Annotated in this window: 20 protein-coding genes and 1 pseudogene; 16 read left to right on the top strand and 5 right to left on the bottom strand. The window is 66.1% G+C overall.

Annotated features, from left to right (window positions below):
* Window positions 1-5: 5 nt before the first annotated feature.
* The 7 genes from bphC to MJO58_RS13000 all read left to right on the top strand — a co-directional run bounded on the left by bphC (window position 6) and on the right by MJO58_RS13000 (window position 5,825).
* Window positions 6-926: a biphenyl-2,3-diol 1,2-dioxygenase gene (gene bphC / locus MJO58_RS13030; protein WP_090601896.1), complete on the top strand. Its 921-nt coding sequence runs from the start codon at window positions 6-8 to the stop codon at window positions 924-926.
* Entirely contained in the window at window positions 926-2,398 is a 1,473-nt protein-coding gene (locus MJO58_RS13025; protein WP_090608968.1) for an FAD-dependent oxidoreductase, read from the top strand. Before bphC ends, MJO58_RS13025 begins: the two co-directional genes overlap by 1 nt.
* Before the next feature lie 90 nt (window positions 2,399-2,488).
* Window positions 2,489-2,929 carry a pyridoxamine 5'-phosphate oxidase family protein gene (locus MJO58_RS13020; RefSeq protein ID WP_239723054.1) on the top strand — a complete coding sequence of 147 codons (441 nt, stop codon included), beginning with the start codon at window positions 2,489-2,491 and terminating at the stop codon, window positions 2,927-2,929.
* Between the two features lie 103 nt (window positions 2,930-3,032).
* On the top strand, window positions 3,033-3,878 hold the full coding sequence (locus MJO58_RS13015) for an IclR family transcriptional regulator (RefSeq protein WP_239723053.1): 846 nt from the start codon (window positions 3,033-3,035) through the stop codon (window positions 3,876-3,878).
* Complete coding sequence (gene lipP1 / locus MJO58_RS13010) at window positions 3,875-4,798, top strand: LipP1 family hormone-sensitive lipase (protein ID WP_239723052.1); 924 nt, start codon at window positions 3,875-3,877, stop codon at window positions 4,796-4,798. Before MJO58_RS13015 ends, lipP1 begins: the two co-directional genes overlap by 4 nt.
* 60 nt (window positions 4,799-4,858) lie before the next feature.
* A complete protein-coding gene (locus tag MJO58_RS13005) occupies window positions 4,859-5,206 on the top strand; it encodes a hypothetical protein (protein WP_239723051.1) in 348 nt (115 codons plus the stop codon).
* A complete protein-coding gene (locus tag MJO58_RS13000; protein ID WP_239723050.1) occupies window positions 5,199-5,825 on the top strand; it encodes a Dabb family protein in 627 nt (208 codons plus the stop codon). The genes MJO58_RS13005 and MJO58_RS13000 overlap by 8 nt, the downstream gene beginning before the upstream one ends.
* Here the strand turns inward: MJO58_RS13000 and MJO58_RS12995 are convergent.
* Together MJO58_RS12995 and MJO58_RS12990 are read right to left on the bottom strand one after the other, a co-directional pair.
* Window positions 5,822-6,721 (bottom strand): SDR family NAD(P)-dependent oxidoreductase, encoded by a 900-nt coding sequence (locus MJO58_RS12995; RefSeq protein WP_434086351.1) that lies wholly within the window; start codon window positions 6,719-6,721, stop codon window positions 5,822-5,824. The genes MJO58_RS13000 and MJO58_RS12995 overlap by 4 nt on opposite strands.
* Complete coding sequence (locus MJO58_RS12990) at window positions 6,718-8,658, bottom strand: flavin-containing monooxygenase (protein ID WP_239723049.1); 1,941 nt, start codon at window positions 8,656-8,658, stop codon at window positions 6,718-6,720. The genes MJO58_RS12995 and MJO58_RS12990 overlap by 4 nt, the downstream gene beginning before the upstream one ends.
* Before the next feature lie 103 nt (window positions 8,659-8,761).
* On the opposite strand from MJO58_RS12990, the gene MJO58_RS12985 reads away from it, so the two are divergent.
* The 8 genes and pseudogenes from MJO58_RS12985 (at window position 8,762) to MJO58_RS12950 (ending at window position 16,932) form a co-directional block, all read left to right on the top strand.
* Window positions 8,762-10,351 (top strand): acyl-CoA synthetase, encoded by a 1,590-nt coding sequence (locus MJO58_RS12985; RefSeq protein ID WP_239723048.1) that lies wholly within the window; start codon window positions 8,762-8,764, stop codon window positions 10,349-10,351.
* A 96-nt stretch (window positions 10,352-10,447) separates the two neighbouring features.
* Window positions 10,448-11,587, top strand: a complete 1,140-nt coding sequence (locus MJO58_RS12980; RefSeq protein ID WP_239723047.1) for an acyl-CoA dehydrogenase family protein — start codon at window positions 10,448-10,450, stop codon at window positions 11,585-11,587.
* Complete coding sequence (locus tag MJO58_RS12975; RefSeq protein WP_239723046.1) at window positions 11,584-12,603, top strand: acyl-CoA dehydrogenase family protein; 1,020 nt, start codon at window positions 11,584-11,586, stop codon at window positions 12,601-12,603. The genes MJO58_RS12980 and MJO58_RS12975 overlap by 4 nt, the downstream gene beginning before the upstream one ends.
* Window positions 12,604-12,674: 71 nt before the next feature.
* Window positions 12,675-13,154, top strand: a complete 480-nt coding sequence (locus MJO58_RS12970) for a nuclear transport factor 2 family protein (protein WP_239723045.1) — start codon at window positions 12,675-12,677, stop codon at window positions 13,152-13,154.
* Window positions 13,151-14,023, top strand: coding sequence for an SDR family NAD(P)-dependent oxidoreductase (locus MJO58_RS12965; protein WP_239723044.1), 873 nt, complete (start codon window positions 13,151-13,153; stop codon window positions 14,021-14,023). The genes MJO58_RS12970 and MJO58_RS12965 overlap by 4 nt, the downstream gene beginning before the upstream one ends.
* Before the next feature lies 1 nt (window position 14,024).
* Window positions 14,025-15,042 (top strand): annotated as a pseudogene (locus tag MJO58_RS12960) (alpha/beta hydrolase).
* A 13-nt stretch (window positions 15,043-15,055) separates the two neighbouring features.
* Complete coding sequence (locus MJO58_RS12955; protein ID WP_239723043.1) at window positions 15,056-16,132, top strand: hypothetical protein; 1,077 nt, start codon at window positions 15,056-15,058, stop codon at window positions 16,130-16,132.
* A 17-nt stretch (window positions 16,133-16,149) separates the two neighbouring features.
* Complete coding sequence (locus MJO58_RS12950; RefSeq protein WP_239723042.1) at window positions 16,150-16,932, top strand: SDR family NAD(P)-dependent oxidoreductase; 783 nt, start codon at window positions 16,150-16,152, stop codon at window positions 16,930-16,932.
* Window positions 16,933-16,959: 27 nt separating this feature from the next.
* Here MJO58_RS12950 and MJO58_RS12945 read toward each other — a convergent pair whose 3' ends face one another.
* Window positions 16,960-17,259, bottom strand: a complete 300-nt coding sequence (locus tag MJO58_RS12945; RefSeq protein ID WP_434086350.1) for a ferredoxin — start codon at window positions 17,257-17,259, stop codon at window positions 16,960-16,962.
* A gap of 14 nt (window positions 17,260-17,273) precedes the next feature.
* A complete protein-coding gene (locus MJO58_RS12940; protein ID WP_239723264.1) occupies window positions 17,274-18,389 on the bottom strand; it encodes a 3-ketosteroid-9-alpha-monooxygenase, oxygenase component in 1,116 nt (371 codons plus the stop codon).
* A gap of 102 nt (window positions 18,390-18,491) precedes the next feature.
* Between MJO58_RS12940 and MJO58_RS12935 the strand changes: the two genes are divergently transcribed.
* Window positions 18,492-20,195, top strand: a complete 1,704-nt coding sequence (locus MJO58_RS12935) for a 3-ketosteroid-delta-1-dehydrogenase (protein ID WP_239723040.1) — start codon at window positions 18,492-18,494, stop codon at window positions 20,193-20,195.
* Here MJO58_RS12935 and MJO58_RS12930 read toward each other — a convergent pair.
* Complete coding sequence (locus MJO58_RS12930) at window positions 20,192-20,803, bottom strand: PadR family transcriptional regulator (RefSeq protein WP_239723263.1); 612 nt, start codon at window positions 20,801-20,803, stop codon at window positions 20,192-20,194. The two genes, MJO58_RS12935 and MJO58_RS12930, sit on opposite strands and share 4 nt — an antisense overlap.
* Window positions 20,804-20,824: the final 21 nt, after the last annotated feature.

The following is a 20,824-nucleotide window of genomic DNA, read 5'->3' as shown; positions in this document are numbered from 1 at the left end:
CAGACGTGACTGACCTGAAAAGCCTTGGCTACATTACGATCTCGACCAACGACATTGACCGTTGGCGCCGCTTTGCCTTCGGGGTCCTGGGTTTCGCCGAGGGCTCCCCTGGTCTAAAAGGCGCCGACGAGGACTCGCTCTATCTGCGGATGGACGAGCGCGCGGCCCGGTTGATCGTGGTGCCGGGTGACACCGATCGGGTGCTCACCATCGGTTGGGAGGTGCGCGATCATCCGGCGCTGCAGCGGATCAAAGCCGCCCTCGACGGGGCCGGGGTGCCGTTCAAACAGCTGTCGGTCGAGGAGGCCGAGGCCCGCCGGGTCGAAGAGGTGATCACCTTCGAGGACCCTGCCGGCACCACGCTCGAGGTCTTCCACGGCGCGGTGCTCGATCACAGCCCGGTCGTCACCCCGTTCGGCGCACGATTCGTCACCGGCGATCAGGGGATGGGCCACGTCGTGGTGCCTGCGATGGATCCCAACGGGGTGTTCGACTTCTACACCGAGGTGCTGGGTTTCCGGTCGCGCGGCGCGTTCCGGGTGCCGTTGCCGAAAGAGTTTGGCCCGGTGCGGGTTCGGTTCCTCGGAATCAACGAGCGCCATCACAGCCTGGCGATCGTGCCGGCCGCGCATATGCGTGACCCGCGTCTGGTGCACATCATGGTCGAGGTCGACAGCCTCGACGCGGTAGGCCAGGCGCTGGACCGGGTCAACGCCGAGGGTTTTCAGTTGTCGTCGACGCTCGGCCGCCACACCAACGACAAGATGATCTCCTTCTACGTCCGGGCACCCGGCGATTGGGATATCGAATTCGGCACTGACGGCATGCGAGTCGACGAAACCTATTACACCGCAGAGGAAATCACCGCCGACAGTTACTGGGGCCACCAATGGGTCGGCGAAATGCCGGCGGCGATGCGGCTGTGATGTCCAAGACACCTGATACCGACGTCACGCCGATCCCGGCGTCGTCGATCACCGCGTGGGATCACGAGGCCGATGTCGTCATCGCCGGTTACGGGGTCGCCGGTGCGGCGGCCGCGGTCGAAGCAGCGCGCTCCGGGGCCGACGTCCTGGTGCTGGAGCGCACCGGTTCATGGGGCGGCGCGGCGGCGATGGCCGGCGGATTCATCTATCTTGGCGGCGGCACGCCCTTGCAAAAGGCTTGCGGCTTCCCGGATTCCGTCGAAAACATGCGAGCGTTCCTCAACGTGGCGATGGGACCGGGCGCCGACGAAAACCGGATCGCCGATTACTGCGCCGGGAGCGTCGCCCATTTCGAATGGCTGGTCGGGTGCGGCGTCCCGTTCAAGGCGGAGTTCTTCTCCGAGCCCGGCTGGGAGCCGATGGGCGATCAGGGCCTGATGTACAGCGGCGGCGAAAACTCCTACCCGTTCAACACCATCGCCTCCCCCGCCCCGCGCGGCCACGTCCCGCAGATGCAGAACAAGAAGCAGGGCGAAGCCAGCGCCGGATACATGCTGATGAAACCGCTCGTCGAAAGCGCCACGGCGGCGGGTGCTCGCGGGCTTTACGACGTGCGAGCGCGGTGCCTGATCGTCGAGTCCGACGGCAGGGTGGCCGGGATCCGGGCCCGTCAGTACGGCACCGAGATGACGATTCGGGCGCGCACGGGCGTCGTGCTGGCGACGGGTAGCTTCGCCTACAACGAGGACATGGTGGCGCGTTACGCTCCGCGGATCGCGGGCCGTCCGGCCGCGTCGATCGAGCAGCACGACGGCCAGGCGATCCGGATGGCTCAGGCGTTGGGCGCCGATCTGGCGCACATGGACGCCACCGAGGTCGCGATCTTCATCGACCCCCAGCAACTGGTGCGCGGGATCCTGGTCAACGGCCGCGGTCAGCGCTATGTCGCCGAGGACACCTATCCGGGCCGCGTCGGGCAGCTCACTCTCTACCACCAGGACAACGTCGCCTATTTGATCATCGACAGCGATGCCCAGGAAGAGGCGATGGCGTCGTGGTCGCCCAAGTTCATGCTGCGGGAAGCGACCTGGGTCGCCGACAGCGTGGCGGACCTGGAACGCGACATCGGCCTGGCACCCGGGTCGCTGCAGGCGACCGTCGCGGCCTACAACGAAGGGGCCGCACGCGGTGAGGACCCGCTGCTGCACAAGAAGCCGGAGTGGATCAAGCCGATCGGCACCCCGGTCGGCGCGATCGACCTGCGCGAGAACACCGGCGGATTCACCCTGGGCGGGCTGGCCACCACGCTGGATGCCGAGGTGCTGCACGTCAGCGGCGAGCCGATCCCGGGGCTGTTCGCCGCTGGCCGTTCGACCGCCGGCCTGGCCGCCTGGGGCTATGCCAGCGGCGTCTCGCTCGGTGATGGCAGCTTCTACGGCCGCCGCGCCGGACGGTCGGCCGCCAAGGGCTGACCTGGCCCTTGCGGAGTGTTATTGACGTGGGTTCGCGGTGGGGCCATATGGCCCTATGTGCTCAGCTACGTACGACAGATGCTTGAGGGCATGAGTGACTACGACGGCGGACTGGGCTTAGGGCAGCACGCCGCGGGCGCTCAGCGGTTAGACAGTGTCGAGGCGATGCGGTTGCTGGCGAGCGTCAGCTATGGGCGGGTCTTCTTCACTCTCAACGCGCTTCCGGCGATCCGCCCGGTCAATCATCTGCTCGACCGCGGCCGGATCATCATTCGCACCCGTCTGACGGCGTCGATCTCCGCTGCCGTGCGATCCAGCGAAGGCGTCGTCGTCGCCTATGAAGCCGACAGTATCGACCCCCAGACTCGAACGGGCTGGAGTGTCGTCGTCACGGGACACGCGTACACCATCACCGATCCCGACCAGGTCTCGCGCTACGAGCAACTACTGCATCCGTGGGTCAACCACGCCGACAGGGCCGTCGCCATCGAGCCCGGCGTCATTACCGGCCTGCGCATCGCGCCGAACTGACCCACCGCCCGCCAGCGGCCTGTCTGTGACAGCGGCCACATCTGTGTGATACAAATAGATATTCCTAATAGGAATATGGCAGCCAGACACACATGGAGGACCGATGTCAGGGACCGTGCGCTCCGTCGCGACCGCAGAATCGAGCACTCCCACGGCCGTCATCGATCGCATTTCATTGGTCCTCGACGCATTCGACGGGCCGGGCCGGCTGACGCTGGCCCAGCTCGTGCGGCGCACGGGTCTGCCGCGTTCCTCGGCGCACCGGATGCTCGAGCGCCTGGTGCAGCTGCGCTGGCTGCGCCGCAGCGGGCGCGACTACGAGCTCGGGATGCGACTGGTGGAACTCGGGTCGTTGGCCGTGCATCAGGACCGCCTGGTCCGAGCAGCCGGGCCGCTGCTGGGCGAACTGCACCGCGCCACCGGGCTGGTTGCGCATCTCGCGGTGCTGGACGGACCCGACGTCGTCTACCTGGACAAGGTCGGCGACCGGATGGCCGACGCGATCCCCACCCGGGTCGGCGGCCGCCAACCCGCGCATTGCACCGCCGTGGGCAAGGCGATCCTGGCCTACCACGACGAGGACGCCCAGGTCGATCTGCGGGTCCGCAAGACCAAGTACTCGGTTTCCACCGGCTCGCAGCTGGCCGCAGAACTGGCCAAGGTGCGGGCCCACGGTGTGGCGTTCGAGCGCGAGGAATCGTTGCTTGGCTTCGGTTGTGTCGCAGCGCCTATCGGCGGACCGGGCGAAGCGGTTGCCGCGGTGTCGGTGTGCGGCCCAATGAGCCGAATGATGTTCGATCAGCGGCTGACCGCACCGGTACGCATGACGGCGATGGGCATCTGGCGCAACGCGGAGGACGGACCGCGCCGGGTGGCACCGACCCTGCAGCCGCTGCGGCCACTGCTGCCCCAGCGGCGCAACCCCGCACCCGCGCTGCAGTACGCGTGAGCCTCGACCCGCAAATCGCCGCGATCATCGAGCAACTCGATGGCGCGTTCCCACCGGTGCACCAGATGAGCGGCGCCGAGGCGCGAGCACTCATCCGGTCGAGATTGCAGCCGACCGCCCAACCCGAGGCCGTCGCCCAGGTCGTCAACCGCTCGGTCCACCGCACGGATGGACTTGTGCCGGTCCGGATATATCAACCCGACGCAGCTGGCCCACTGCCAATCCTGGTGTATGCCCATGGCGGCGGATTCGTGTTCTGCGGACTGGACAGTCACGACGAGCTCTGCCGCAGTATCGCCAATCTTATTCCTGCCGTTGTCATTTCGGTCGAATACCGGCTGGCTCCGGAGCATGCCTGGCCGTGCGCCGCGGAGGACGTCTACGACGTAACGTACTGGGCCCGCCGCAACGCCGTCGAGTTGGGCGGCGACCCCGAACGCGTGCTCGTCGGCGGTGACAGCGCCGGCGGCAACCTGGCCGCGGTCACCGCGGTCATGGCCCGCGATCGCGGCGGCCCGGCTCTCGCGGGTCAGCTGCTGCTTTACCCGGTCATCGCGGCCGACTTCGACACCGAGTCCTACCGGCTGTTCGGGAAGGGCTACTACAACCCGAAAGCAGCGATGCAGTGGTACTGGGATTGCTACGTGCCGTCGCCCGACGACCGATCGCACCCTTACGTTGCACCGCTTAACGCCGACCTGCACAGGCTCCCGCCCGCCGTCGTGGTGGTCGCCGGCCACGACCCACTGCGCGATGAAGGACTCGCTTACTGCGCCGCGCTGCATCGAGCCGGCGTGCCCATAACCCAACTCCACTTCGAGGGCGGCATTCACGGGTTTCTGACTATGCCGATGCTCGACATCGCGCATCGGGGGCGCAAACAGGCGGCCGCGGCTCTAGGTGATCTTTTGCGCGGCTAAACGTTCCCGATGGTCGGGAGTCGGCAGTCCGGCCGAATCAGGTTGCCATACGGTCGGCACATGGCCGACGCCGAAATTTTCGTAATCGACCGGGTGGAGACCCGGCCCGGATGCGCTCGCCGCTTCGTCGACACCTACCTCGCCGAGTACGTACCCGGAGCGCGGGATCGGGGCATGACACTGCGTGACATCTTGGTCAGTCCGCCGATCTGGTTCAACGACGACGCCAATGTCATCACCGTCATATGGACCCTGCCAAACGCGAAGGCTTGGTGGGAGATGACGTGGAAGGCGCGGCCGGATTCGGCGCTGGGCGAATGGTGGTCGCGGATAAGCGAATTGGTGACCACTCGGTCGCGCTCTTTCGCCGCGGCGGCGCAACACGTCGACGGGCTGTGCGATGTATAGCGTCACCCGGCTGATCGACATCACCCCGTCCGAGCACGATCGGCTTATCGGTGAGTTGCGCACCGCCGCCACATTGGCCAAGCCGCTGCACTGCGTGGTGCAGCCGACGCTGCCCGGGTCGCGCAACGGTGGTGACATTCTGGTGCACCTGCGATTCGCCACCGCGGACCAACGGGACCGTGCGGCTGACGATTTCGCCCGCCTGTTGACTGACGCGTCGGTGAGCCGGGTCAACGGCGCCGGTTACGCGGGTGCACCCGTTCGCTGCGACGAAGCATCGGGAACCGTCTACCGCGCGCTGCTGTTACGGGTGCTGCCCGACACCGATCCAGAAACCATGCGCCGCTTCGAAAGTGAGCTCACCTCGATGCCGCGCTACATATCGGGCATCAAGGCGTGGCAGCTCAGTCGCGTCGACGACGCGATCGGAACCTCGCCCTGGACGCACGTGTTCGAGCAGGAATTCGCAGATGTGAATGCCTTGATGGGCCCCTACCTGATGCACCCTATCCACTGGGCGGTGGTAGACCGTTGGTTCGATCCCGAGACCAACGACGTCATCATCCGCGATCGGGTCTGCCACAGTTTCTGTGCGATCACCGGCCGGGTGCTGGGCTAGATTCCGGCGGGGTGGACGTTGGGGTTGGCCGTCGGGGGTGGCGGCAGGGCCGGCAACACCACCGTGCCGTCCAAGGTGTGTACCGGTAATTGCTGCGACCACGGGTAATGCAGACTGAACGCGACCAGCCCCGTGCGCTGCACGGCGGGCAAATGGCACATCGCCAGCACAGTCTCGGCCAAGTATTCCACCGGCTCGGTCGGGAACGGGTCCGGGATTAGTTGTGCCGCACCGGGTGTGCGTACAGCGGTCGATGGGCCGACGCAATTCACCGCGATGTTGGCGTCAAGGAGTTCGGCCGCCACGCCCTGGGTGAAGCGGTGCAGGGCCGCCTTGCACGACGCGTAAATGACGTCCCCGGACGTTTTGTTGTACTCGCGATAGGGACGCACCGGGGCCACCCCGGTGACGGAGCCGATGTTGACGATCCAACCGGCGCCTTGCTTACGCATATGCGGCACAGCCGCTTTCGTCAGCACGAATGGGGTCCGCAGATAGTGCTCGATGGTGCGGTCGAAGGTGTCCAGGCTCATGTGCTCGACCACCGAGTAGTCCGCGAAACCGGCATTATTGACCAGGATGTCAATGCGGCCGGCACGGTCGAGCACCTCGTCGATCAGTCGATCGCGCTGTCCGGGATCCTCGAGGTCCGCCGCGACACCAAATGCCTTGCCACCGGCAGCCTCGATCAACCCGATCGTCTCGCCGATCGTGCCGGGAAGGGTGGCGACGGCACCGGCCCGAATCGACTCGGACGTCGCGTCGGAGCGCGCCGTCACCACCACCGTGGCACCCTCGGCCGCCAACCGTTGGGCGACCGCCCGTCCGATTCCGCGGCTGCTGCCAGTCACCAAAGCCGTTTTCCCGCAGAGCTTTCCCGGAATGGTTGGGATCATTCCAGCTCGAGATCGTCTTCGACGGGCGCGCGGTGGTCGCGCCAAAAGTCGACCAGCCGGTACGGGAACGCGGTCACGATCCGCCCGCCGCCGGAACGGTAGTAGGTGTGGGCTGACGGGGTGTGGCACCAGACGGTGCCGGCCATCATCGCGTCGATGTCGGCAACGTACTCGTCGTAGGCGCGTTGGGTCACCTCGAGGGTCGAGGCCTGGCGCAGCGCCATCAACTGCAGGCACTCCATGACGTAGTGCACCATCACCTCGACGCCGAAGTTGTGGCCGCCCCCGTGCCCGGGGCTGTAGTTGGGCGCCGAAGAGATGAACATATTTGGGAAGCCAGGCACCATGCCGCCGCGATAGGCCCGCGGAATATCGCCCCACTCGTCGGTCAGCTTCTTGCCGGCCCGGCCCCGAATATCTACGGTGGAAAGGAAATCCAGGTAGTACCCCGTCGCGTAGATGATGACATCGAGGTCGACCTGCCGACCGTCGGCGGTCACGATTCCCTGCTCGTTGACCTGGGCCGGTTCACTGGCCTCGACATCGACATGCTCGCGCGCCAGGGCCGCGTAGTACCCGCCCGGATCGCGAATGATGCGCTTGCCGTACGGAGCAAAATCGGGGGTTACCTTGCGCGCCAGTTCGCTGCCCGCACCAAACACGCGATCGATGTACTCCAGGCAAATCCGTAGCAGGACATCATTGGCCGGCGAAATCGACAAATGCTTGGCCGCCCAGTCGCGGTCATGCAGGATCACCGGATAGTTGTTGTCCGATGTCCCCCAATACGACTTGAGCCGAATCCAATTGGCGTAGTACGGCAACCGGGTGCCCAGCCACCGCTGGTAGGCGGGAACCTCGTCGGACGCCCGCCGTCGCGGCGCGACCCAATGCGGCTGCCGTTGGAACACCGTCAAGTGCGCGACCTGGTCCACGCACGCGTCGACGATCTGCACTGCGGTGCAGCCGGCTCCGATGATCGCGACCCGTTTGCCCGTCAGATCCAGCTCGCGATCCCACTGCGCAGAATGGACAGAGATCCCCGAAAACGTCTCGCGGCCAATTAGATCCGGCCAACGTGGCCGATTGAGGTAGCCAGCGGCCGGGATGACCACGTTGGCGTAGCTGACGTCACGGGTGCCGTCCGGGCCGACCGAATGGATCTGCCACTGCTGGCACCGCTCTTCCCACCACAACGCTTGCACCTCGGTACCGAATCGCGTGCGCTCGCGGAGACGGTTCTTGTCCGCCACCGACACGAGGTAGGCCTGATACTCCGCACCCTGCGGGTAGTAACTCGACCAGTCACCGTTGATATCACGCGACAGCGAGTAGTACGCCGAAGGCGTATCCACCCCGATGCCGGGATAGGCGGTCGTGTACCACGTGCCGCCAACCTCGGCGTTGCGTTCGATGATCTGGAAATCGATGCCAGCGTCCGTGCATGCGAGCGCGGCGGTGATCCCGGCAATACCCGCGCCTATGATGACCACTCGGAAGTCGTTGGGAAGCTTCGCGGTACGTGGCAATACGGGTTGCGAAGGCTGGAATCCACCCTGCTCAAGGAGCAGCTGGAGATACTCGGAGCCGACCTCACCGCCCAGTGCCACAGGCGCGACACGAGCAAAGAGGCTGGGATCGTCGGCGGGTAGCGCATCCGCCGGACGGGAAGCCCGCAGCGCAGCCACGATCTCCTGGATGAGCCGCTCGACAGTATCCGGATCGGTGCTGCCTGCCTGCTCCGGCGGATCGGGCACATGGGTGATCTTCGGTGCGAATCGGTCGACCACCGCCGGATCGCCGGTCAGCTGCGCCAGTACGGCGACCAGCACCCCGGGATCTGCCTGATGCAGGTTGGCCCGCAATTCGCCGACCTGTTGGGGATCCAGACCCGCCCGTCCGGCGCTCTCGGTCGTCACGGGGAAGCCAGTGCTCATGCCAACGGAGTATCGGCGTGATCGGGCGCGGTCGGCAGGGCCTTGTCTACTCAGCGGGACGCGGATGACTCGCGCCTCAGTCCCGGCGCCTACGGTGGCAGGCATGCCGTCCGATGACCTCAACGCTCTGGTTGCGCGGGCTCGTAGCCATGGCCTCGGCGAGATTCCACGCCGATCGGCCCGCCGGCACCCGGACAAAGTCGCGATCATCGACGGCGATGTCGTGCTGACTTTTGCCGAGTTCGACGACCTCGTGGACCGCGCTGCGGCCGCTTTGCACGACAACGGTTTCGATGTCGGCGATCGCATCGGCCTGTTGGCACACAACTGCTGGCAGTACGCGGTGCTGGTGTTCGCGACGGCGCGCGCCGGGGTGGTTCTGGTGCCGATCAACTACATGCTGACCGCGGAGGAGATCGCTTACCTTCTCGACCACAGTCAAGTCAGCGGATTCGTCGTCGAAGCCGACCTGACGCCGACGGCCGAAGAGGCGATGCGGCGTGGTGGAGTGGTAACGACCCAGGTCGCCCTGATACCCGGCGGACACCGGCCGGCGCCCGGGTGGGACGACTTCGCGCGATGGCTGCACACCGAGACACCGGCCCCGCATCCGCACATCGACGACGACCGGTTGGTGCGACTGATGTACACCAGCGGAACTGAATCCCGCCCCAAAGCGGCCATGCACACCAGCCGCGGCCTGATGTGGCAGTACGTCAGCACGATTGTCGCCGGCGAGATGTCGCACGACGACGTCGAGGTCCATTCGTTGCCGCTGTATCACTGTGCGCAGCTGGACAATTTTCTGGCCACCGATATCTATCTGGGGGCCACCAGCATTATCCTGCCGCGGCCCGACCCGGAAGCGGTGCTGCACACCATCGAGCGCTACCACGTCACCAGCTACTTCGCACCCCCGACGGTGTGGATCTCGCTGCTGCGCTCAACTTTGTTCGATGAAGTGGACCTGTCGAGCCTGCGTAAAGGGTATTACGGCGCCTCAGCGATGCCTGTGGAGATTCTGACCGAGATCCGGGAGCGGCTGCCGAATCTGAGGCTGTGGAACTTTTATGGCCAGACCGAGATGGCGCCGCTCGCCGCCGCGCTGGGACCCGACGAGCAAGACACACATGCCGGGTCGGCCGGGCGCCCCGTAGTCAACGTGGAAACGGTGATCCTCGACGAGGACGACAACATGGTGGCCGCGGGCCTGGTCGGCGAAATCGCGCACCGCAGCCCGCATTTGGCCACCGGCTACCTGGATGACCCGGACCGCACGGCCGAGGCCTTCCGCAGCGGCTGGTTCCACTCGGGGGACTTGGGCTACTACGACGAGCACGGCCTATTGCACGTCGTCGACCGCAAGAAGGACATGATCAAGACCGGTGGCGAAAACGTAGCCAGCCGCGAGGTCGAGGAAGTCCTATACCGACACAGTGGCATTCAGGAAGTCGCGGTCTTCGGGCTCGCGCACCCGGTCTGGGTCGAGGCGGTGGTCGCCGCGATCGTGCCACGCGAGGGCGCGACACTGACCGAATCGGACGTCATCGCGCACTGCCGAGCGTCCCTGGCCGGGTTCAAGACACCCAAGCGTGTCTTCTTCGTCGATGCGTTACCTAAGAACCCGAGCGGCAAATTGCTCAAGCGATTGTTGCGAGAACGCTTCAGCATCGAACAGCATGTGCTGAGCTAGATCCGAATCAGCTCTGCCCGAAAGGAGTTCGTCACTCGTGCATGAAGGTTATGTCGAAGGACCGGGTGAGCTCTTCGCGAATTGGCAGACACGCTGATGGCGCTCCCCCGCTTGGTGCCGCCCGCCAGCATCGACGCCGCGGCGACCCAGGACCTCCGTTTTGAGGTGCGAGAGTTCCTCGCCGAGCAGCTCGCGGCCGGGGCGTTCACGCCTTCGGTCGATGCCTGGCTGACGGGCTGGGATGAGAACTTCACTGCCGCGCTGGCCGCGCGCGGCTGGCTGGGTATGACAGTGCCGTCCGAGTACGGCGGACGCGGCCGCTCGTTCGTGGAGCGCTTCGTCGTGACCGAGGAGCTGCTGGCCGCCGGTGCACCTGTTGCCGCGCACTGGATCGCCGACCGCCAGATCGTGCCCTCGCTGCTCAAATACGGTACAGCGCAACAAAAGTCGGAGTTTCTGCCACGAATCGTGCGTGGCGAGTGCTTCCTCGGCATAGGCATGAGCGAACCCGACTCCGGGTCCGACCTGGCCAGCGTGCACACCAGGGCCGAGCGCGTCGACGGGGGCTGGTCGCTGACGGGCACCAAGGTCTGGACGTCGGGCGCACACCGGGCGCACGCGTTCATCGTGCTGGCGCGCACCGCCGCGGTGGATCCGACGCACCGCCATGCCGGGCTCAGCCAGTTCATCGTGAACCTGCGCGGACCCGGCGTCGAGATCCGCCCGATCATGTCCATGAACGGCGACCACCACTTCAACGAGGTGATCCTGGATTCGGCGTTCGTCCCCGACGCGATGGTGTTCGGGGAGATCGGCAACGGCTGGCAACAGGTGACCTCGGAACTCGCCTTCGAGCGCAGCGGGCCCGAGCGGTTCCTGTCCACCTTCGTGCTGCTGGCGGCCTGCGCAGATCGGATGGCGTCCAACGCCATCCCCCGCGATCCGAATCTGGGGCGGCTGGTGGCGCGCATCGCCGGTTTGCATCAGATGTCCACCGCCGTGGCCGGTGCGCTGGAACGAAACGAGCCCGCCGACCTGCCGGCCGCGGTGGTCAAGGTGCTGGGCACCACGACCGAGGGCGACATCGCGGAATTCGCCGACCTGCAGGACTCCCCCGATTCGGTGTTCGCCGGCCTGAAACGCGCGGCGGTGGACCAGCGACCCGGCTTTACGCTGCGCGGCGGTACCAACGAAGTGCTGCGTGGCGTCGTCGCACGCGGTTTGGGTATGCGATGACTGCCGCCGTTGACGGCGCACTCGTCGACATGATGGCGGCCGTTTTCGCCGGTCACCGTGAAAAACATCCGCCCACCACGATCGTCCGGCGGGATCCGGATTTATGGCGGCAGCTCGACGAGCTCGGTCTGGTCCGGCTGACCGGTAATGAGCAAAACGGCGGCAGCGGAGCGACCTGGTTCGAAGCGGCCGAATTGCTGACTGCCGCGGTCGGTCACGGAGTGCGAATCCCGTTGGCGGAACACGATTTATTGGCCTGTTGGCTACTCGATGCCACCGGCATGCCCGTCGGCGACGCGGTGCGGACCGTATGCGTGCTCGACAAACGGGGAGCCGCAACTCAAGTGCCATGGGCCGCTTCGGCCGACCGCGTTGTTCTCGTCTGGCGATCCAACGGCCAACATCGCGTCGCAGATGTAGCACGCGAAACACTCGCCATCACACCGGGTTTCAACCTGATCGGCGAACCACGAGACACTGTGGACGCGGATCTGGCCGCTGCGGACGGGGCTCCGGTCGGTCTTGCTCTCATCACCCAACTCCGGTTGAAGTCGGGCCTGGTGCGGTCGATCCAAGTGTGCGCGGCCCTGGACCGAATCTTGCAGCTGTGCATCGAGCACGTGACCGCACGGGCCCAGTTCGGCCGCCCGCTGGCGAAATTCCAGGCCGTGCAAAACCTGGTGTCCGACATCGCAACCGAGGCGGCCCTCGCCCGTGCGGCGACCGAGGCGGCGCTGAGCGCGTCGGTGGCCGGCCACTGGTCGGGCCCAGACCTCGGCCTGCGTGTCGCCGTCGCCCGTTCATGTGCCGGCCACGCGGCATCAGTGGTCGTCCGCAACGCTCACCAGGTGCACGGCGCCATCGGCACCACCCGTGAGCACCGGCTGCACGAGTTCACCCGAGCCGCGCTCGCCTGGCGTTCGGAGTTCGGCTCGGTGCGCTACTGGGACGAACAGGTCACCGACGCGGCGCTGTACGCGAGTGCGGGCGGGCTGTGGAGCCTGATCACCGGCTGAGTCCCAGACCGTGTTCCACTGACCGGGCAACCGTGCTGTCGACCCGGCCACATTCGGAGTTGACTGACGCCATGAGCACCGACATCAGCCTGCCCGAACTGCAGGAGTTCATCGCCGGCTTCTGGTACCACTACGACGAGGCGCACTACGACGAGCTGGCGGCCAGCTATGCGGAAGACGTCCGCTACGCGAGCCGAAGCGATTCCGGCACAAGCCCTTTCGAAGAACTGATGTCACCGGAACTGCACGGGCGCGACGCAGTGATGGAATGGCTGTCCGAGCACCGTAAGCAGAGCCCCTACCCGTTGCGCCACCACGCCACCAACGTGCACCGCAACGGCAGCGACGGTGACGTGACGAAGGCGCGGTTCTACATCCTCGTCAACCAGATCGCCGACTTCGTGCCGTTCGCGGTATCCAGCGGGGTGGTCAACGTCGCGGTCCGGCGCGGCGCCTCCGGATTGGAGTTCACCGAGATGGACGTCATCCTCGACACCACCAACTCAGTTCTGCTGTCGGAGCTGACCGCCGGCACCGCCGTCGGTTCGTGAACGTTCGGGATACCTTCGGCGGCGGTGTCGCGGTCATCACCGGTGCCGGCGCCGGAATCGGCGCCGGGTTGGCACGTTACGCCAGCCGACTGGGCATGACGGTGGTGTTGGCCGACATCGACGGCGACGCGATCGCCGCACTGCGTGACGAGCTCAGGGCGGCCGGGGACCAGTCGGTCGAGATCGTCTGCGACGTCCGCGATCCCGACGCAATGCAAGAACTCGCCGACCGGGTCTACCGCGACGTCGGTGCAGTGCGTCTGCTCGTGAACAATGCCGGCGTCGAGCAGTTCGGCTACTTGTGGGACACACCGGTGGCCAACTGGCGGCGCGTTGTCGATATCAACGTCAGCGGCGTCTTCTTCGGCATAAAGGCGTTCCTACCCAAAATGATGGCCACCGACGACCAGGCGTGGGTGTGGAACCTGTCGTCGGTCGGCGGTGTCGTCGCGATTCCTTTTCAGGCGCCCTACATCATGAGTAAGCACGCGGTGCTCGCGTTGACCGAGTGCCTATATCTCGAGGTCCAAACGGCCGGCCACGATCAGCACATCCACGTACAGGCCGTACTTCCCGGGGCCGTGGTATCCGACATCTTCGAGTCCGCTGGTGGCGTCGACCCGGCGCGGGCCACCGACGCCGGCGCAGCCGAGACCCAACGCGCCGCGATGCTGGAGGTCAAGGCCACCGCCATGGATCCGCTCAGGGCAGCCGAGGTGTTGTTCGGGCAGGCCGCGTCGGGTCGCTTCTACCTCCATACGCATCCGGATGCGGTAGGCGCGGCGATGGCCGACCGGGCGAACGTTCTTGCCGCACAGAACGCTCCGATACTGCGCACTGCCAGCCGGTTCAACTCCGCGAAGCCATGACATGGTGACGCCCGCTTTGGATCCCGATGCCGCCGCACGGATCGCCTCTTTCGGAACGGTGCCGTCGATGCGCGTGCGCGGTCTGGCCGCCCTGCGGGCCGGGCTCGAATCCGCCCCGCTGCCCGCGGAGATGCCCGAGATGGCGGCCATCACCGACTCCGCCATCCCCGGGCCCGCCGGAGACATCCCCGCCCGGATCTACCGTCCCGGAACCGCTTCCAGCGGACCGGCGCTGGTGTACTTCCACGGTGGCGGGCTGGTGATGGGTTCCAACCACTCGTTCGAGCCGTTGGCACGCGAACTGGCATCGGCGGCCGAGGCCACCGTCGTGGCCGTCGGCTACCGGCTGGCCCCGGAGGCGCCGCCGCCCGCACAGTTCGACGATGCCTATGCCGCAACCGAATGGGTGTGGCGCAACGCCGCCGATCTCGGCGTCGACGACTGCCGGCTCGCCGTGGTCGGCGACAGCGCCGGTGGATCACTGGCGGCGGGGGTCGCGCTGGCCGCCCGGGACCGCGGTGGGCCGCCGATCTGCGCGCAGGTGCTGATGTATCCCGGACTCGACCGCGACATGACCGTGCCGTCGATCGCCGCCCTGACCGATGCGCCGTTGCTCGCCCGCGACGACATCGACTATTTGCACACACTCGCTGACGGTGACGGTGGACCACCGAATGACCCGTATCTGGTTCCTGCCTACGCAACCGACTTGTCCTGGCTGCCGCCGGCGATCGTGGTGACCGCCGGTTGCGACCCCATCCGGGATTGGGGTGAACGGTATGCCGACCGGCTCCGGGACGCCGACGTACAGACCACGATCACCCGTTATCCGGGGATGTATCACGGGTTTTTGATGAGATCGGAGGCAATCGCGCGGGGCCGGCTCGCCATCGCCGAGATCGGGGCGCTGCTGCGGGCGAAGTTCGCTCACCCGCTGCGATTTTGACGTCCCGATCACCGGACATCGTCGCTGCGTCCCGCGGTCACGCTGGGCACAATCTGAAATTCACCAACGGTAGAAGGAGATGGCTGATGCTCACCGACGAGCGGCGGATGGAGCTTTCCGACGTGCTGCGACCGGCCGCCCCGCCTCGCGAGATCGACAACGTCTACACCGACGACCAGCGCGAGCGATTACTCGACGTGGTCTGGACCGAGGGCCCCTGGCGACTGATCATCGCCCAGCACTTCGCGTCGGCCGACGAGCTGATCGCCACGATGAGCGGATTGTTCCCGGAAGGGTTCACCCCATCGCTGGACCTGTTCCTCACCCCGACCTTCCGCGGCTACCTCGCGAATTACGGCGCGGTGCTCTATCCGCAGCTGCACGACTGCTTCTACAACGAACGCTTCCTGGAGCTGGCCAAGCGCTATTGGGGCGCAGCGTATGCCAAGCCCGAGCTGATGCTGTTCAACATCAATGGGCCGTGCGCCAATCGCGATCCGGGACACCTGGATTCGCCGAGCTTTCGCGGTGTCCGGCACGAGAACGCGCCGACGTGGCTGACCAGTGTGATGGGCAAGTCCGGTCTGTTCACCGACTATCTGATCAAGATGGCCCAGGTGATCACGTGGTTCTCGCTCGATGGCGGGAGCGGATTCACCTACTGGCCCGAGGGGCCGCTCAAGGCGCCCCAGCGCATCCTGCCGCCGATCAACAACCGCGGCGTCGTCGTCCAGAACGAGATGATGGTGCACCGCGGCGAGGCGAACGGGCCACTAGACCAACAGGTTCCGGCCGGCTTGGCCTTCGAGACGATCTTCAGCGGTGATCCCGACGACCGCGACCACTGGCTGCTCAAGAATGGCGATCAGGTGATCGCGCGCCACCACACCGACGAATTGCGGTTCTTGGTGCATTGGTCCGCCGAGGTGTTCACCGACTACGACGAATTGAAGAAGAACATGGAAGGCTCCGACGACCTCACCGTCGAGATGGCGATCGACATCATGGTCGACGATGTCAACTCCAAAGGCGTCAAGCTCGACATCCCCAGCGAACCGTTGCACGACCCGGAGTTCATCAGGGCGCTCAACGCCGCATATGACATCGGCGGTCCGGCCGCATATCCGGAGGAGGCACCGATCAGCGCCTTCCAGCTGACGTGACCGAAAGGTATTGCACGGTGCATCGTTTCGCGGATCGGCGGACCATCGTCACCGGAGCGGGCTCCGGCATCGGACAGGCGACCGTGGCCCGGTTGCTCGACGAGGGCGCCACCGTGGTCGCCTACGACATTTCGGCTGACGGCCTGGAGCGCACAACGGCTGCGGCCGGCGAGGCCGGCACCGGCCAGCGGCTGGCCACCGCGGTCCTCGACATCTCCGACGAGGAGGCGGTCGCTTCGGCGGTGGATGCCGCCGTCGCCGACCTCGGCGGTGTCGAGGTCTTGGTCAACGCCGCCGCCATCCAGCGCTGCGCGGATACCCACGAGCACACGTTGGCCGACTGGAATGCCACCCTGGCGGTCAACCTGACCGGAACCTTCCTGATGACCCGGCAGGCACTCCCGGCGCTGTTGGCCTCCGGGCGCGGCGTGGTCGTCAACTTCACCTCCACCGCAGCATCTTTCGCGCACCCGTACATGGCGGCGTACGCGGCCAGCAAGGGTGGGGTGTTGTCCTTCACCCATGCGCTGGCGCTCGAATATTCCAAACGGGGTCTGCGGGCGGTCAACATCCAGCCGGGTGGGGTCGCCACCGCACTGGCGATGAGCACGCTGGACAAGATGCCCGAAGGTTATGACCTCGGGCTGTGGGCTAAGCAGACTCCGCTACTGCACGGCAAGGAGAACGAGATTCTGGGTGACCCGAGTTCGGTGGCAGCGGTGGTCGCCATGGTGGCCTCTGACGACGGCGCATTCATCACCGGGACCGAGATCCGCATCGACGGTGGCGCGCACGCCTGATTACGGCGGCCCCACGGCTGGCACCGGTCACCACCGCCCCTCGCTCTGCGTTTGACGGTAGTCAGTGGTGTCGACGACCGCCAATTCTCCTGTCGCAACGGCAACCTGAATCGAGTCCCGCAAGGCGGCACATACCAGGAACGGCCCGCGGTGATGACCGGCCAGCCGTTCGGCCTCACGTCGCTGGATGCAGCGCGCCGACGCACCCGCGTTCCACTGCACGCTGGTCTGGTTCCAACTGCTTTTGCGTACCAGTACCCGGGCACCACACTCGCGACACGCTACCGGGGCCATCGGCATCTCGCGGAGCCGATTATCCTCGCGCATAGACGAGACCCGCGTCATCTGGCCCTAGCCCCCAAGTTGGCCTCGACCTCTTTCATCCACGCCTCGTGCGGCCGGGTGGTGTCCAGCTCGAACTCGAAACGGTCCACCATGTCAGGTTGAACGTCGGCAACGTCGACGTAGAACTGCTCATACCAGCGACGCAGCTGATAGACCGGCCCGTCTTCCTCGACCAGCAGCGGATTGTCGATGCGCGCCTTGTGACGCCAGATCTGCACGTCCTGCTCGAAGCCCATTTTGACGAAGTCGCCGAGGGTAATCGCGGTCTGGATGGCCAGATCTTCGGGCATCGCGTCCGACTTCTTGACGATGATGCCGTACTGCAGCACAAATGAATTCGCGTCGATCGGGTAGTGGCAGTTGATCAGCACCGTTTGGTGGTCGGCGTCCTCGTAGTGATAGGTCAGGTCGTCGATCATGAACGACGGTCCCCAATACGAGGCCACCGAGGTGGTGCCGAGCATGTTGGGGCCCTCACCGCCGAGGTCGGGACGTCCGGCGCTGTTCATGTACTGCGTCGCTACGTGACCTTCGAAGATGTTCTTGAATTGGGTGGGCAACGATCCGTGGATGTAAAAGAAGTGCGCCATATCCACCACATTGTCGATGATTTCGCGGCAGTTTGCGTTCACCACGGTGGTGTACCAGTGCCAGTCTGTCCACGCGTCGCTGGCGGCACCCTCGATGCGCGGGATCGTCACCTCCGGCGGCGGCGGCTTGCGCTCCGGGTCGTTCCAGACGAACAACATGCCGTCCTGCTGGAGCGTCGTCCAGGTCGCGGTGCGGGCCAGCTTCGGCGCGCGCCGCGCGTAAGGCACCTGCTTGCATCGGCCGTCGCCGCCCCAGCGCCAGTCGTGAAACGGGCAGGCGATCTCGTCACCCTTCACCTCACCCTGGGACAGGTCGCCGCCCATGTGCCGGCAATAGCTGTCCAGGACGTTGATCGTGCCGTCCCCGCTTCGGAAGACGACCAGCTGCTGACCGAACGCCTTGATCGCGTGTGGCTTGCCGTCACCGAAATCTCTGATCAAACCCAGGCAATGCCAGCCACGGGCAAACCGCGCCGGGGCGGCCTGGGCTTCAATAAGCCGAATTTCGTCGGTGTCATGCATGGGCATGATTCAACTCCGCACATCGCCGAGAGAGGGGATGCCTGTTCCACTCATCAGGACGACTATTCCGCCGCATCGACGCCGCGACATACCGTTCTGCGCGTGACAGCACACAGCGCGACGATCCCTGCCGGACTTTCCGTGGCCGACACCAGCGTCGACTTGCTGGTCGTGGGCTCGGGAACCGGGATGGCCGCAGCGCTGGCCGGCCACGAACTCGGGCTGTCGGTGCTGGTCGTGGAGAAGGCGTCGCACGTGGGCGGCTCGACAGCCCGCTCCGGTGGCGCGTTGTGGCTGCCCGCGGGTCCGGTGCTGGCCGAGGCGCATGCCGGCGATACGCAGGAGCAGGCGGCGACGTACCTGGACTCGGTGGTCGCGGGTTCGGCGCCGCGGCAGCGCTCGGCGGCATTTCTGACGCATGTGGGCGGGACGGTCGAAATGCTGCGGCGGACCACTCCCCTGCGATTCTTCTGGGCGCGTGACTATTCCGATTACCACCCCGAGGAGCCGGGTGGCAGCGCCGCGGGCCGCACCTGCGAATGCCACCCGTTCGACACGTCGCGGCTCGGCGCCTACCGGGCCCGGTTGGAGCCGGGCTTGATGGAGGCGAGCGTCCCGGTCCCGACGACGGGTGCCGATTACCGCTGGATGAATCTGGTGGCGCGGGTGCCGCGCAAGGGAATTCCGACGTTCGCCAAGCGAATTGCGCAAGGGGTGGGCGGCCTGATGCTGGGCCGGCGGTACGCCGCGGGTGGTCAGGGCCTGGCCGCCGGACTGTTCGCGGGGGTGCTGCGGGCCGGCATCCCGGTCTGGACCGAAACCAGCTTGTTGCGCCTGGACGTCGACGGTGACCGGGTCCGCGGCGCGGTCGTGTCGCACGGCGGCCGCGAGGTGGTGATCACCGCCCGGCGCGGGGTCGTGCTGGCCACCGGCGGTTTCGACCACAGCATGGACATGCGGTGGAAATTCCAGTCGGAGTCGCTGCGCCCCAACCTGAGTCTCGGTGCGGCAGCCAACACCGGCGACGGCATTCGCGCCGGACAGGAACTCGGCGGCGGCATCGATCTGATGGACCAGGCCTGGTGGTTTCCCGCCGTCGCGCCGCTGCCCGGTCAGCCACCCGCGGTGATGCTGGCCGAACGATCGCTGCCGGGAAGCCTGATCGTGAACCAGCACGGCCGCCGCTTCGCCAACGAGTCGTCGGACTACATGTCTTTCGGCCAGCGACTGCTCGAGCTGGAACGAGCCGGCAGCCCGGTCGAATCGATGTGGATCATTTTCGACCAGCAGTACCGCAACAGCTATGTCTTCGGCGCCCAACTGTTTCCGCGGATGCGCATCCCGCAGACGTGGTACGACGCCGGCATCGCGGTAAGTGCGGACGGCTTCGCCGAGCTGGGCGCCCGGATCGGCGTGCCGGTCCCGGAGTTCACCGCGACGGTCACCGCCTTCAACGAGAACGCCGCTGCCGGTGTCGATCCCGACTTCGGCCGGGGCCGCAGTGCCTACGACCGCTATTACGGCGACCCGACGATCGCGCCCAATCCCAACCTGCGCGCGTTGACCAAGGGACCGTTCTACGCCGTCAAGATGGTGCTCAGCGACCTGGGCACCTGCGGCGGGCTGAAAGCCGACCACCGGGGGCGGGTGCTGCGCGAGGACGGCGCGGTGATCAACGGGTTGTACGCAATCGGGAACACCGCCGCCAACGCCTTCGGTACGACGTATCCGGGGGCGGGCGCGACGATCGCGCAGGGGTTGGTCTACGGCTACATCGCCGCGCGAGACGCGGCCGGGGCTGGCTAGTCGGCTTCGCGCTTGGCCTCGACCTGCTTTTCGACCTCGCGCCAATAGCCGGGCGTCGGCCGCGGTTTACCAGCACTACCCTTCGGCGCCGTTTGCAGGATGCGGTCGGCCTCGTCGATTTCCTTCATCAGGTCCAGGGCGAACTCGCGCTCGGCGGCGTAATACTTGGCCGCCCAGCGCAGCGCGAGTACCGAGTACGCCCAGGCGGGTTCGGCTTCGGCCCCCTCGGCGTCCTCGACGGCTTTACGGTGCCTGGCTTCGGCGTAATCCACGTGTTCCTGCAGTAGTTCCTTGAGCCGCGCGGGGTTACTCAGATGCCCGAACGTCATCCGCAGCAGCACGCTGTGTTTGAGCACCGGCGGATCCACGGGCGCGTGATTTGTCCACTCGGTGATCGCGTCCATCCCCGCCGGGGTGATTTTGTACAGCCGGCGGCTGCGGGTGCCCTCGTCGCGCTCGACACGCGAGTTCACCAGGCCCAGACCCTCCAGCTTCTTCAGCTCGGTGTAGATCTGGCTGAACGACGGGCTCCAGTAATAGAGGTCGACGCTCCAGTCGATCCACTTCTTCAGGTCGTAGCCGGAGACTTCTTCTTCATAGGACATCATGCCTAGCAGCGCCCAACTAGT

Origin of the sequence: Mycobacterium lentiflavum, from assembly GCF_022374895.2 — a bacterium.
GTDB lineage: Bacteria > Actinomycetota > Actinomycetes > Mycobacteriales > Mycobacteriaceae > Mycobacterium > Mycobacterium lentiflavum.
This window is presented reverse-complemented; position numbering and strand designations above follow the sequence as displayed.

Coding starts and splice junctions, on each gene's coding strand:
- MJO58_RS12990 (WP_239723049.1), bottom strand. CDS start 8,658: ATGAGCACTGGCTTCCCCGTGACGACCGAGAGCGCCGGACGGGCGGGT.
- MJO58_RS13000 (WP_239723050.1), top strand. CDS start 5,199: ATGTATAGCGTCACCCGGCTGATCGACATCACCCCGTCCGAGCACGAT.
- MJO58_RS13015 (WP_239723053.1), top strand. CDS start 3,033: ATGTCAGGGACCGTGCGCTCCGTCGCGACCGCAGAATCGAGCACTCCC.
- MJO58_RS13005 (WP_239723051.1), top strand. CDS start 4,859: ATGGCCGACGCCGAAATTTTCGTAATCGACCGGGTGGAGACCCGGCCC.
- MJO58_RS12930 (WP_239723263.1), bottom strand. CDS start 20,803: ATGATGTCCTATGAAGAAGAAGTCTCCGGCTACGACCTGAAGAAGTGG.
- MJO58_RS12980 (WP_239723047.1), top strand. CDS start 10,448: ATGGCGCTCCCCCGCTTGGTGCCGCCCGCCAGCATCGACGCCGCGGCG.
- MJO58_RS12985 (WP_239723048.1), top strand. CDS start 8,762: ATGCCGTCCGATGACCTCAACGCTCTGGTTGCGCGGGCTCGTAGCCAT.
- MJO58_RS12995 (WP_434086351.1), bottom strand. CDS start 6,721: ATGATCCCAACCATTCCGGGAAAGCTCTGCGGGAAAACGGCTTTGGTG.
- MJO58_RS13020 (WP_239723054.1), top strand. CDS start 2,489: ATGAGTGACTACGACGGCGGACTGGGCTTAGGGCAGCACGCCGCGGGC.
- MJO58_RS13025 (WP_090608968.1), top strand. CDS start 926: ATGTCCAAGACACCTGATACCGACGTCACGCCGATCCCGGCGTCGTCG.
- MJO58_RS12945 (WP_434086350.1), bottom strand. CDS start 17,259: ATGCGCGAGGATAATCGGCTCCGCGAGATGCCGATGGCCCCGGTAGCG.
- MJO58_RS12975 (WP_239723046.1), top strand. CDS start 11,584: ATGACTGCCGCCGTTGACGGCGCACTCGTCGACATGATGGCGGCCGTT.
- MJO58_RS12970 (WP_239723045.1), top strand. CDS start 12,675: ATGAGCACCGACATCAGCCTGCCCGAACTGCAGGAGTTCATCGCCGGC.
- MJO58_RS12955 (WP_239723043.1), top strand. CDS start 15,056: ATGCTCACCGACGAGCGGCGGATGGAGCTTTCCGACGTGCTGCGACCG.
- MJO58_RS12940 (WP_239723264.1), bottom strand. CDS start 18,389: ATGCATGACACCGACGAAATTCGGCTTATTGAAGCCCAGGCCGCCCCG.